Origin of the sequence: Acinetobacter legionensis, from assembly GCF_048552295.1 — a bacterium.
In the GTDB taxonomy this organism is placed as follows: Bacteria; Pseudomonadota; Gammaproteobacteria; order Pseudomonadales; family Moraxellaceae; genus Acinetobacter.
The window spans coordinates 1-13904 of record NZ_JBIMCW010000030.1; the positions used below are offsets into that span (position 1 = coordinate 1).

Annotated in this window: 11 protein-coding genes and 1 pseudogene; 10 read left to right on the forward strand and 2 right to left on the reverse strand. The window is 37.6% G+C overall.

The genetic code is table 11. The annotated features are described in order from the left end of the window. The 9 genes and pseudogenes from ACG916_RS18120 to ACG916_RS18160 all read left to right on the forward strand — a co-directional run. The coding region (locus ACG916_RS18120) for a hypothetical protein (RefSeq protein WP_419328973.1) at nt 1–122 on the forward strand (122 nt) is incomplete at its 5' end. Nucleotides 123–335: 213 nt separating this feature from the next. Beyond that, complete coding sequence (locus ACG916_RS18125) at nt 336–701, forward strand: nuclear transport factor 2 family protein (protein WP_336954159.1); 366 nt, start codon at nt 336–338, stop codon at nt 699–701. A gap of 11 nt (nt 702–712) precedes the next feature. Further along, nucleotides 713–1783 (forward strand): maleylacetate reductase, encoded by a 1071-nt coding sequence (locus tag ACG916_RS18130; RefSeq protein ID WP_336954160.1) that lies wholly within the window; start codon nt 713–715, stop codon nt 1781–1783. A gap of 87 nt (nt 1784–1870) precedes the next feature. After that, nucleotides 1871–3052, forward strand: a complete 1182-nt coding sequence (locus tag ACG916_RS18135; RefSeq protein ID WP_419328969.1) for a maltoporin — start codon at nt 1871–1873, stop codon at nt 3050–3052. A gap of 86 nt (nt 3053–3138) precedes the next feature. Then, a pseudogene (locus tag ACG916_RS18140) lies at nt 3139–3273 on the forward strand (IS256 family transposase); the annotation flags it as partial. Nucleotides 3274–4183: 910 nt separating this feature from the next. Further along, on the forward strand, nt 4184–6838 hold the full coding sequence (mutS, locus tag ACG916_RS18145) for a DNA mismatch repair protein MutS (protein WP_419328967.1): 2655 nt from the start codon (nt 4184–4186) through the stop codon (nt 6836–6838). 156 nt (nt 6839–6994) lie between these two features. Next, nucleotides 6995–7525, forward strand: a complete 531-nt coding sequence (locus ACG916_RS18150; protein WP_419328971.1) for a GNAT family N-acetyltransferase — start codon at nt 6995–6997, stop codon at nt 7523–7525. A gap of 349 nt (nt 7526–7874) precedes the next feature. Next, nucleotides 7875–8198, forward strand: coding sequence for a ferredoxin FdxA (gene fdxA / locus ACG916_RS18155; protein ID WP_004721686.1), 324 nt, complete (start codon nt 7875–7877; stop codon nt 8196–8198). 141 nt (nt 8199–8339) lie between these two features. Beyond that, the gene (locus ACG916_RS18160) at nt 8340–9059 is read left to right on the forward strand and encodes a D-Ala-D-Ala carboxypeptidase family metallohydrolase (RefSeq protein ID WP_004721687.1); all 720 of its coding nucleotides are present in this window, start codon (nt 8340–8342) and stop codon (nt 9057–9059) included. 501 nt (nt 9060–9560) lie between these two features. Here the strand turns inward: ACG916_RS18160 and ACG916_RS18165 are convergent. Both ACG916_RS18165 and ACG916_RS18170 read right to left on the reverse strand, forming a co-directional pair. Then, entirely contained in the window at nt 9561–11093 is a 1533-nt protein-coding gene (locus tag ACG916_RS18165) for a pyridoxal phosphate-dependent decarboxylase family protein (protein WP_419328965.1), read from the reverse strand. Between the two features lie 3 nt (nt 11094–11096). Continuing rightward, a complete protein-coding gene (locus ACG916_RS18170) occupies nt 11097–12470 on the reverse strand; it encodes a diaminobutyrate--2-oxoglutarate transaminase (protein ID WP_004721690.1) in 1374 nt (457 codons plus the stop codon). Nucleotides 12471–12969: 499 nt separating this feature from the next. Between ACG916_RS18170 and ACG916_RS18175 the strand changes: the two genes are divergently transcribed. Then, nucleotides 12970–13677 carry an SIMPL domain-containing protein gene (locus tag ACG916_RS18175; protein WP_419328963.1) on the forward strand — a complete coding sequence of 236 codons (708 nt, stop codon included), beginning with the start codon at nt 12970–12972 and terminating at the stop codon, nt 13675–13677. Nucleotides 13678–13904: the final 227 nt, after the last annotated feature.

Genomic DNA, 13904 nt, shown 5'->3' on the forward strand with positions numbered 1-13904 from the left:
GTGCCAGATTGGTGACCACTGCCTTAAATCAACTTGAACAGATCAAGGGGCAATATGCCCTATGTTCAATGTGTATCGGTGTCGGGCAAGGGATTGCGTTAGTTATTGAAAAAATTAATTAATTGTAAATAAAAAGTCATATCCTGCTTTATGTAGGATATGACTTTTTATTTAAAAATTTTACAAAGAACAATTCATTATTATCCTACTTGCTAAAATAGAGATTTTTTATTTTTATTCTTCCAATAATGAAAATATATTTTTCTAAATCAGTGTTTTTAAAATAAAAAAAATCGTTAGGATAAAATTATGTTTGATAACGAAATGTAATTAATATGGAAGATATTTTGATTAAACTTCTGGAAGATGAGAGATTTAAATCTATCGTTGAGAAACGATATGAAGATTTTTCGAAATTAGCTCACCCAGATATGATTTATACACATACAAGTGGTGTAACGGATACCAAAGAATCATATTTAAATAAGTTATTTGGAGGGGTTTACGATTACAAATGGATTACCCATCCAATTAATAAAATTAAAGTTTTTGGTGATCTTGCCTTAGTTTTTGGAGAAATGCATTCTGAACTTGTTGCAGGTAGCATTGAGAAAAAACTTCATAATAAATCCTTAGCTGTTTGGAAAAAAGAAAATAACAAATGGTTATTTTATGCTTATCAGCCGACCCCACTACCTTAAGAGAGAAAACTATGAATACTGATTTTATTTATGATATTCCTCAAAGCAGAGTCATTTTTGGTGCTGGTTCTATCCAATTTCTTCAAAGAGAGATTGAGCTATTAGGTGCAAAAAAAACTTTAGTCTTGTGCACACCAGAGCAAATTGAATTAGCCGAAAAAATTTCTTCAATTTTAGGGGATGTTTCAGTAGGCATCTATTCGAAAGCTGTAATGCACGTACCCATTGAATCAGCTAAAGAAGCTCGAGAAGTAGCTAAAGAATTGGGCGCCGATTGCGCTATTGCTGTTGGTGGCGGCTCTACAACGGGTTTAGGTAAAGCTATTGCTTTAGAATATGATTTACCTATTTTAGCAATTCCTACTACATATGCTGGTTCCGAAATGACTCCAGTCTATGGAATTACTGAAAATGGTATCAAGAAAACAGGGAAAGATCCTCGCGTCCTTCCTAAAACAGTTATCTATGACCCCGAATTGACACTAACTCTTCCACTAGAAATGTCAATTACTAGTGGAATTAATGCGATTGCACATGCTGCTGAAGGTTTATATGCACAGAATGGTAATCCAATTATGTCACTATTGGCTGAAGAAGGAATACGTGCTTTAGCCGATGGCCTACGTAAATTAAAAAATAATGCTCAGGATGTTGAGGCAAGAAGTTTATGTCTTTATGGAGCATGGTTATGTGGGTATGTCTTAGGTAATGTCGGTATGGCAATTCACCATAAGCTTTGCCATACATTAGGTGGAAGTTTTAACTTACCGCATGCTCCTACACATACTGTTGTACTACCTCACGCTATTTCATATAACGAGAAAGCTGCGCCAGAAGCAATGCAACGTATTAAAAGAGCACTAAATGCCCCTACCGAAAGTACAGCAGCAAAAGCTTTATTTAATCTAATAAAAGACCTTGACGGTCCCCTCTCACTCGCATCATTAGGTTTAACAGAACCAGATTTGGATAAAGCAACGGATATCGCTTTAGCAAATCCATACTGGAACCCAGAACCTATCGAGAAGAATGCGATCCGTCATTTGCTACAAAATGCTTATAACGGAACTAATCCGAATTAAGTAAATCCCCGTGTCATCCCTCTATCCAACCCTACTTAATTTATAAGTGGGGTTAGATAAACTCATGCTTAAAAAAAGGAATTTAAAATGAAAAGAACCCCATGGATTGTTGGAACAACAGTTTTTTTATTATCTCAGATTGCTTCTGCTGCGGATTTTAGCGGCTATTTCCGTACCGGAATGGGGGTAACTGACAATGGAAAGACACAAGAGTGTTTTCAACTCACTGGAGCACCTTCCAAGTATCGTCTTGGTAATGAATGTGAACAATATGGAGAGCTTGCTGCTTCTCAAAATTTATTGACCCTTTCAGACAACTCCAAAATTAATCTTAATGCTATGGCAGCATTTTATAACCAATATGGTCAAGCCTTAACATTTAATGGTGAAAATGGTTTTACTCGCTTGCCCCAAATTTATTTAGATTGGACTAATGTTTCCTTTCTAAATGGGGGTAATTTCTGGGCAGGGCGACGTTATTACAATCGTAACGATATCAATATGTCAGATTACTTCTATTGGAACCAAAGTGGTACAGGATTTGGTATTGATGACTATAAAGTGAAAGACTTGTCTTTAAGTTATGTGTTTTCCAGAAAGGATAATTTATTCCAGAAGGAATACATAAACCGACATGATTTTACCGTTAAAGGTATCGAGCTTAATAGTACCAACAAGCTCAATACGGGTTTATCGGTTGTCGACGGAGATCATACAGGTTGGGCATTAACCCTTCAGAATATCACCACTAATGTTCTGAACGGTAAGAATACAGTTGCGCTGCAGTATGGTGAAGGTTCTGGAATGGGGTTAAGTTATACAGGTAATCCTGAGCTTAAACGAGATAACTCCTCACTAAGATTTATCGAAGTTCTGGATTGGGAAACTGACAATAAGAAGTTTAATGGGCAGGCCCAGTTCCTATACCAAAAGGATCAATTCAAAAATCAGGATGATAGCGAATGGTTCTCGATAGGTTCTCGTGTCGCATATGTCATCCAAGATCACTTTAAGATTTCAACAGAAATTGGATTTGATCAGATAGATAATAATAACCGAAACCGTAATTTAACCAAATTGACCTTTGCCCCAACTTGGTCAATGAAAGGAACCGGTTTTTATGACCGACCTGAGTTACGTTTATACTATACCTATGCATTTTGGAATGATAATGAGCAGAAGCTGAGAGATTCACTTTATGTTGATAGCAGTTTTAATAATCTCAGCAATGGTTCTAATTTTGGTATTCAATTAGAGTCATCTTGGTAAATATTAGAACTGAAACTATTCTAAATTTTGTGTAAGTGCTTAATTTTCATTTATCCTTCAGAGGATAATTACATAAGGTACTTCACATGGCTGAAGCAACAATCAAAAGTATGGCTGCTGAATTGGCTAAAGGTCTAAAAACTCCAAAAGACTTAAACCAAATAACAGCAGCTTTTAAAAAATTCATGATTGAAACTGCAGTCAATACAGAACTTTCAGATCTTGGACTGCTCACTGCATCCTTCCATTCAGTTGAACAAATCTCACCTCTACTTGCACCAGTCTAAAGAGCTATATGTCATATACTTTTATGATGTTTAGAAAACCCAAATATAGGTAACCAAGCAAGCACCTGTTTAAGTTCGAAATCAGATAATACTCTTGTGCGTTTACTAGAGGTAAGTTTTATTCCCGTTTGCTTTAAACTAGATTTGGCTAGCAAAGCTGGATTAGCAAAACTCTCAGAAAAACAACCTAAACCGATTGCATAATCATAGGCAATGATTAACTCTGATAACCGACACCCTGCTTGTACCTGAGCTCCACGATCAATAGTTTTTTAATAAAATCGACAATGTCCTTTCTCATTACACGGTCAGCTTGTTTATGACCTAAAACCGTAACTACATCAGCATATAAAGTACGTCTTGTTTCAATTTGTTCTTTGAGTTTTCGTGCCCCAACAAATGATAGGATAGTTATCCAGTGTAATTTTTTTCAATGAATTATCTATTGGGCTCCTATCGCGGTAGACGAAACTTTTCAATCTAGTCTTTCCGCAAATCACTATCAAATCATAATATTCACCAATATCACTCTTTACGGCATTCTCCTCTTCATTTTATCAATAGTACGAGCAGATAATGCCACTTTCTTTTTGTTGCTAATTTCCGCACTCATCTTCTGATTCCTTTTTGTGAATCAGCCTCAATTTGTTAAGATGGCGATCGAGAGAAATCAATTTGTTTCCTCACACATTGTTGACTCAATTTTGGCACTAATAAAAGTAAACTAAAGCTATGCTTTTTCCTTTACTTAGGTCAGATTTGCACAGAAGTTGTTAGAATTGGTTAGATAGCCAAACTTTCAAAATAAACTTATTTATTATTTAAATTTAGAGATTTAATATACATGAATAGCATGGAAACAATGGCTGACTTATCCTCCCACACTCCAATGATGCAACAATATCTAAAAGTCAAAATGCAGCATCCACACTCTTTAATGTTCTATCGCATGGGCGATTTTTACGAACTGTTTTTTGACGATGCAAAAAAAGCCGCAAAACTTTTGGGGATTACCCTCACTCATCGTGGTAAAGCCAATGGTGAACCTATTCCAATGGCGGGTGTTCCATACCATGCGGCGGAAGGTTACTTAGCTCGTTTGGTTAAAAAAGGCGAAGCTGTCGTTATCTGTGAGCAGATTGGTGAAGTGACTGGTAAGGGTCCTGTCGAACGCGGTGTGGTACGAATCATTACCCCTGGAACATTGACCGATGATGCCCTCTTAACCGCAACCCAAGCATCTAATCTTGTTGCAATATGCTTTCAACAAAATCAAATTGGGATGGCACTGCTGGATTTAAGTGCGGGTATTTTTAAAGTTCAACAGCAAGATTTCAAGTCTGAGAGCTTGGCAATTGAATTGGCACGTTTAATGCCAAGTGAAATATTGGTGGATGAAGATATTGTTGACCCCAATATTATTGAAGACATTAAAAGACAAATTGAATGTCCAATTACCAAACGGCCAAATGTCGATTTTAATTTAAATAATGCACAAAAAACCTTATGTGACCAATTCTCAGTTTCTACACTTTCTGGTTTTGGTATTGACCACTTACCACTGGCTAAGGCAGCTGCTGCTGCATTGATTCATTATGCCAAAGAAACTCAAAAAACGGCATTACCGCATATCCGCTCAATTAAATTAGAACAAAGCTCGGATTTTATTGCACTTGACCCAGTTACACGCCGCAATTTAGAAATTATTGATCCTTTGTTTGAGCATGGTACGTCACTGTTCAGCTTGATCAATGACTGCCAGACTGCAATGGGTGGACGATTGCTAGCACGTACATTGATGCAACCGATCCGTGATACTCAAATTTTAGATTCACGTTTAGATGCGACAGATACTTTACTCAAAGGCTATCATGAAAGTCCTGTTCGCTTAGTTTTAAAAGAAATTGGGGATATTGAACGTGTTTTGAGTCGCATTGCGCTTGGCAGTGCGCGTCCTCGTGATTTGGTACAGCTTCGTCAAGCTTGTGCACAAATCCCGTTCCTAAGAGATGCTATTCGACCTATTCTTGAGACGCAACAATCTAAATTGATCATTCAATTAAATGAAGAATTAGGCGATTTTAATGGGTTACATCAACGATTGCTGTCCGCAATTGTTGAACACCCGCCTGTATTATTACGCGACGGCAATGTAATTGCAGAAGGCTTTGACGCTGAGCTTGATGAATTGCGTAAAATCCGTGATCACGCAGGTCAATTCCTGATTGATTTAGAAATCCAAGAACGAGAAAACACGGGCATCAATACCCTGAAGATTGGTTATAACCGTGTCAGTGGGTACTATATCGAACTTACCCGTGCTCAAGCTGAACAAGCACCTGATCATTACATCCGCCGTCAGACGCTGAAAAATGCCGAACGTTATATCACGCCTGAGTTAAAATCCTTTGAAGATAAAGTTCTTTCAAGTGAATCGCGTGCGCTTGCTCGAGAAAAACTACTCTTTGAAATGTTGTTAGACGAGTTAAGAGCTGATATTGGCAATTTACAAATGATGAGCGCATCAATTGCCCATATCGACTTATTGGCAAACTTTGCTTATCAAGCCCGTTTGAATAATTGGAATCGGCCAGAGTATAGCCCAGAAATCGGGATTAAAATTACAGCAGGTCGTCATCCTGTAGTCGAATCACTCAGTAAAACGCCATTTACCCCCAATGATACCCTACTCGATTTCAATCATCGAATGGCGATCATTACCGGGCCGAATATGGGCGGAAAATCAACCTTTATGCGTCAAACTGCACTCATTAGTTTACTAGCCTATTGTGGCAGTTTCATTCCTGCTAAAACGGCTAAGTTAGGACCGATTGACCGTATATTTACTCGAATTGGCTCTGCTGATGATTTATCTACAGGTAAATCTACCTTTATGGTGGAAATGACAGAAACTTCTCAAATTTTACATCATGCAACCAATCAATCTTTGGTACTTATGGATGAAGTTGGTCGTGGTACAAGTACTTATGATGGGCTATCTCTAGCTTGGGCATGTGTGCTTGATCTGACCAAACGAATCAAATGTCTATGCCTCTTTGCCACGCACTATTTTGAATTAACTGAGCTTTCAAAAGAAGTGGCTATTGATAACTACCATGTGACGGCCAAAGAGTTAAATGGTAATTTGATTCTATTGCATAAAGTGCAACAAGGTCCTGCCAGTCAAAGTCATGGCTTACAAGTTGCTAAACTTGCAGGAATTCCTGCAGGAGTGATTAAAGAAGCCCAAAAGCGGTTAAAGATTTTAGAGAAACAACAACAGCAACAGTTGCAATCCGTTGTGCAAAATGACTTATTTGCTGAAGTTGAAACCGTTGAACCTGAAAAGTTTGAACAAATCATTGAAATTGAAAAAGTCGTCGAAGTTGAAAAGTCATCCCCTATACTCGATGCTTTAGCAAATATTGATGTCGATGATTTAACGCCTCGCCAAGCACTTGATCACCTCTATGCATTAAAAGCGGCACTAAATGCATAAGCAATAACAACTACCCAGTCTAAGCAGGTTTAAAATTCCTTTACTTAGACTGGAAATAACTTGAGTCTATTGATCTTTAAATACCAATCTAGACGATAATTAAAAGCACTTCATACTAGGTGATTGAGTGCTAAGTTTTAGGAGAATAATATCAATATTTCACTCAAGCCCCTGCAGCTTTCTGACATAGACTTCATTTGGAAGCACATTGATCGACGTGAATTAATCACTCAAATGTATCTACAACAAAAGCAAAAATTACATTTAGTCGATTGTTTTTATGATGTGCAAAGTTGGGATGAATATCATTTAGCAAATGATCCCCCTGTATTAAAGCAACATCTTATTCAAGGTGGGCTATGTGTGGGTGCATTCAATCAATTGAATAGATTAATTGGTGTCCAACTGGTATCTAATCAAGTCATCGCAGATTATCCAGAAGCAAAGCTATTACAGTATTTTTATGTTGATGCAAATCATCAAGGCCTTGGTCTTGGTACACAGCTGATGCATTCAGCGATAAAATCAGCCGATCAACTTGGTGCAAAACAATTATATATTTCAGCAACACCAACCCAGCGCACTGTCGACTTTTATCTTAAACAAGGCGCGCTTGTCTTAGAAAAACCTGATCAGCAGTTATTGGAATTAGAACCTGAAGATATTCATCTTATCTATACGTTGTGATGACATTACTGATCCTGAAAATACAGTTCCAAATAATTCTAAAAATGATAGCTGACTAAAAAAACAACACATAAAAGTAATTACCCCATTTCACTTATGTGATTTAGTCTCATATTTATGTTCTTTTTTGAATATATTTAGCATTTTTTCACCTATGGCGACATCAAAATAATAGCGCCTATTTTTAAAAATGTATAACTCATCACAAGTTAGAAGAATTTTCTATAAAAAAAATTGATTTAGCAGGTTCTTCTATATTAAATATCAATAAAAGCAATTGTTAGTTTGCGACGTTTTCCCTAAAATACAGCATTATTAATTAGAACCATATTTTTAGGTAGCTGACGCCATGACCTTTGTTGTCACTGAAAATTGTATTAAGTGTAAATATCAAGACTGCGTAGAAGTATGTCCAGTAGACTGTTTTTATGAAGGTCCAAATTTCCTAGTTATTAGTCCAGACGAATGTATTGACTGTGCGCTATGTGAACCTGAGTGTCCTGCAAATGCAATTTTCTCTGAAGATGAACTCCCTGAAGGTCAAGAGGTATTTATTGAATTAAATGCTGAACTTGCTCAAAAATGGCCAAACATTACTCAAATCGGTGATCAACCTGAGGATCGTGAAGAGTGGAATGGTAAAGCCGATAAATTACAATACTTAGAAAAATAAGTATTGTATAAAAAAGATCAGCTTAGGCTGATCTTTTTGCATTTTAATATGTAAATTGTACATTTATTTGCAATTTATCCATATTACACGCACCAAACTAGACTAAAATAACCCGTTACTTGCTTTTAGCTAATATTGAGAATGAAATTTATTTTGAAAGGTTTACTTGCTGTCGGTGTTACTACAATGATTCTGGCTGGATGTACATCTTCCCCTCAAAAGAATCCAACAATTAGCACGTCGCATGGTCAGCGTATTTACATTCCCGAAGAAAAAATTACGATTGAGCGACCAATTCCTCCTAAAACGATGCCTTCATCTTATCGCCAATGGTTGATCTATGGAGACAATCAGTCACGTGCACGTGATTATGAACGTTTCCTTGAACAAAATAATGCTGGAAATATTATTCCTAGTTTCGAGTTATTTAAAACTGCGCGTGATTGGGACAAGTGTGGTAAGTCTGAATATATGATTCCAAGCCGTGAGCTTTGGAGTAATCAATTACCGACATTAAAAGTATTTAAATATTTGGTTGCATCTAAAGTTCTGACTGATTTTACCGTAACCTCGGTATATCGAGACTTACCTTTAAACCAATGTGCGGGTGGTGCTGGATCTTCACGTCACTTATTCAATTCAGCCATTGATTTCCGTATTGGGCCGGAAAATCCGCAACCTCAAGATTATGCGTATATTGAACATACAAAATTCAAATTATGTCAGTTCTGGTCGCAGTATGGCCAAAGTTTAAACATGGGCTTAGGCTTATATGCTTCAGGACAAATCCATATTGATACTCAAGGTTATCGTACTTGGGGACCTGATCTTACCCGTAATAGCTCAATGTGTAATTTTTAACGCCCCATACTCAATAAAAGAGATCGATGAGATCTCTTTTTTATGAACAAGCATTTGATCATAAATAAAGCTTATGTTTCTGTATGAACTTTAAAAACTAGGTTATCAATTCGTTTTTTGTTCTTTTGGATTCTAGATGGTTATTCTACCGTGGGGCGACATGGATGTCGTTGTTGGGTGGAGGTACAAGATGTACCTCTCACCCAACAAAAGATTTTTGTCATCTTTTCATCTCTGAAAAGTGAGGCATCGCCTACGCAAAGGTATTTAAACTTTGAATGTAAGATGTAGCATTGCAAGCTTATTTATAAGCAAATAATTCATTCTTACAGGCAATTGATTTAATTAAAAGAGATTATATTCTTGCTTCTAAGTTTTTGACAGATTGACTATATTTTAGATCAAAACACCCTTAAATAAAAAACGCCCAATGAAATACATTGGGCGTTTTTTTAAATAAAATCAATCAATTTCAAGCATCAAAATCAACTGGATATCAATCTAGTCAATTGCAGGCGTATAAGTACCATCAGCAATCGCATCTTTAATTCGGTCAGCTTCTTCTAACACCAAGGCAAGAAGATTCTTAACGTTTTCTAAAGTTGCAACTGGACTTAAAGTCGTCATTTTCAAAGATTGAAGCTGTCCAACTTTAGTTACACCGATATTGGCTTCACCGCGCGCAAATAATTCATCTGCAACGTTTTGGTTCAAAGTATCAAGCAATTCAACTGGATAATTATCAGGTATTACACGGAATAATACCGATGCAAATTGTGGATCAACCAGCATTTCCAAGCCAGCAGTAGCATTAATGTAATCTGCTACTTCACGAGTTAGCTTAACGCCATGGTCAATCATTGAACCATAAAGCTCTTCACCTAGATTTTCAATCGTCATCCACAATTTCAACGCATCAAAACGACGTGTAGTTTGTAGAGATTTAGACACTAGATTCGGTACACCATGTTCTTCATCATAAGCAGAATTTAAATATTCAGCTTCATAATGCATGAAACGATAGTTTGCTTCATCTTTCAACAAGAAAGCACCACATGAAATACTTTGGAAATAATGCTTATGGAAATCCAATGTAATCGAATCAGACAATTCAATACCATCAAGCATTGAACGGTAGTCATTCGATAAGATCAGTGCACCACCCCATGCTGCATCGATATGCATCCACGCGCCGTATTTATTGGTGATTTCACGCACTTTCTTCAATGGATCAATCGCACCAGCGTCGGTTGTCCCAGCAGTCGCAACAACACAAGCAACAATTTTGCCTTCAGCCTGTAAATGCGCCATGGTTTTTTCTAGCGCATCAACATCCATCTGTGCATTTTCATTGACTGGAACAGTCACAACTGACTGGAAGCCCATGCCCATCATCGCCATGTTCTTTTGTACAGAAAAATGTGCATTTTCAGAACAGATCACTTTGACATTACGCATGGCGTCACTTGGAACACCATCACGTTGCACAGACCAAGGCAGACCATTTTCGTCTTTCCAGTTCTTGGCAATACACCAGTCACGTGCTAACAATACACCCATCAAGTTAGATTGGGTACCGCCAGAAGTGAATACACCTGCCTGACCTGCACCATAACCTACTTTTTGACGCAGCCAGTCGATCAATTGAACTTCCATCAAAGAACCTGCTGGGCTTTGATCCCATGAGTCCATTGATTGGTTAGTCGCATTGATCAACACTTCAGCAATTTGACTTGTCACCATAGTTGGGCAATGCAAATGTGCCAAAGAGTGCGGATGATGTACTTTTAGACTTTTGTTCAGGAAAAGCTCAACCATACGCTCAAGCGATTGGTGTAAACCTAGACCTTGTTTAGATGGTGCAAAAGAAATCGCTTCACGAAGTTCTTTAATGCTCCCACCTGTGTACATTTTGTCATTTTGCAACCATGCTGCGACCGCTTTAGTCGCCTCACCCATTGCTGACTCATAGTCAGCAATAGATTGAGCATCATTGCAGAGTAACGCTTTACGATGTTCTGCAAAATCTACCATGAATTAAGCGCCTCGAACTGCAATAAGAGCCTCTGCAACTGCTTTCTTAAAGCGCGCAATAGCTTCTTCACATTCTTCTTGGGTAATGATCAATGGGCAAAGTAAACGAATCACTGTACCGCTACGGCCGCCCTTTTCTAACAATAATTTATTGTTAAAACATGCTGTTTGAATTGCAGCAGCCAATTGTGAATCCGCAGGAAGAGAACCCATATGATCCGCTTGCTTACGTTCATCCACAATTTCGATACCGATCATTAAACCGCGACCACGAACATTACCAATACATGGGAATTCTTGCGCTAATTTTTTCAATTCAGCTTGTAAGAAATCACCACGTTGTTGCGCATTTTGTGCAAGATTTTGCTCTTTAATGGTATTGATCGTTGCAAGACCAGTACCCATTGCAAGTTGGTTACCACGGAAAGTCCCTGTGTGACCTGCAGGTTGCCAAGCATCGAACTTCCGTTTAATACCCAAAACAGCCAATGGTAAGCTACCACCCACTGCTTTTGACATCACCACAACATCAGGTTCAATACCAGCATGTTCAAAAGCAAACATTTTGCCTGAACGTGCAAAGCCCGCTTGAACTTCATCCAAAATCAAAACAATGTTATGACGCTCAGTCACTTCACGGATTTTTTGCAACCATTTCGCTGGTGCAGTAACCACACCGCCTTCACCTTGAATTGCTTCAAGAATCACAGCTGCAGGTTTAGTTACTCCGCTTTCGACATCTTCAATGAAGTTTTCGAAATAATAAGTTAAGGCATCAACACCTGCTTCACCGCCAACACCCAATGGGCAACGGTATTCATGCGGGTATGGCATAAATTGTACGCCTGGCATTAAGCCATTTACCGCATTTTTAGCAGATAAATTACCTGTCATCGCTAACGCGCCATGAGTCATCCCGTGGTAACCGCCAGAGAAACTGATAACTGTATTGCGACCTGTATAGGTTTTCGCCAATTTAATCGCTGCTTCTGTACCATCTGCACCAGATGGGCCACAGAATTGTAAGCAATACTCTTCTTGCCCACCCGGAAGTTGTGCAAGCAATGCTTCAGTGAAAGCATCTTTTAAAGGCGTTGTTAAATCTAAAGTATGTAAAGGGAGACCACTCGCTAAAGTGTCTTGAATACTTTTAATCACCGCAGGATGGTTATGGCCTAATGCCAATGTTCCTGCCCCAGCTAAACAATCGAGGTACTTTGTACCTTCAACATCGGTAACCCAACAACCATGTGCTTCCGCTATCGCTAACGGTAATTTACGTGGATAACTACGAACATTCGATTCCATCTGACTTTGGCGAGTCAAGTAGTATTCGTTTGTGGAAGTGGCAGCAGGATTTACAGAAGTAACGCTCATATCGAATTACCATCTCTGATATGGGTTGAAAGAAATAAGTCGGGTGACTTGTGGTCCTTTGACTCGGTGCTTTATAGAAATCTAGTTAGAGTGCTTTTAATCTTCATAACTAGGAGCGCGATAATACAGTTTTTTACAAGAAAATAAATATCTTTTATGTACTTATCCACACTCCATTTATCGAAAAAAACATTTAGCTAAATCTAATTAGTTATTATCATCATACTATGTGACAAAGCAAAGAAAAGCCGATAATTAAAATGAATTTCTAAATCTAGCTCAATTCCACAAATTTCCATTACAACGAAACTCGATAAGCTTTTAATTTTTAAAAAATTTTAAACAAAATAAAATTGCAATTTATATGCAAATTATTACAAATGCACCACAAAATCTGCCATAGTTTTCCGCAAACCAGATTTATGATTAAAAACAGATTCAATTTAAACAATATATCTTTAGGTCATAAATTTTAGTCAAACAATTTTAAGGATTCATTATGCGTTATTTAGCGTTAACTACTTTACTCTTGGGAACTACACTGAGCACAATGGCGATGGCAGCAGAAAATGACCCGTTAAATTACAATATTGTCAATGTTCAAGCAGATGCGACACGTCAAGTGTCTAATGATGAAATGCATGCAGTACTTTTTATTGAGAAAAACAACAAGCAACCTGCTGAGTTATCTTCTCAAATAACCCAATTAATGAATCAAGCCATTAGCATTTCAAAAAAGTATCCACAAGTTAAAGTCGAAACAGGCTCACAAACTACTTACCCAGTTTACGACAATGACAATCAAAAACTGAAAGAATGGCGTGGTCGTGCAGAAATTCAAATTGAAAGTAAAGATTTTAAAGCAGCAAGCCAGTTAATCAATGAGTTGCAAAACAGCTTTCAAACACAATCAATTAATTTCACAGTGTCTGATGAACAACGTAAAAAAGTTGAAAATGAATTGATGGTTGAGGCTTCAAAGAATTTCCAACAACGTGCGCAAATTTTAACGCAAGCGTGGAATAAATCATCTTATAACTTGGTCAATATCAACATCAATACTAGCAACTCTTATCCACAACCTGTTTATGCAGCGCGTGCATCTATGGCTAAGTTTGAAGCTGCCGATGCCGTTGGTGGTCAGAATATGGCCGCTGGCGAATCAAAAATCACAGTCAATGCTAATGGTTCGATCCAGTTTAAATAAGTTTTTGATCAGGGTCTGTAGACATTTCATAAATGGCTTGCGTTGTAGACGAATTGTCAACAGACCCTAATATAAAGACCGTGCTTATGCACGGTTTATTGCTATTGCGCTTTATAAATTTGCCATTGCAAAATAAAAAAGTGAATATTTGATTAAAAAATCTATTAATTTGAATTAAACAATAGTTTTAAATGATAATCATCCTGATTTAAAAATATGTTTGAAGA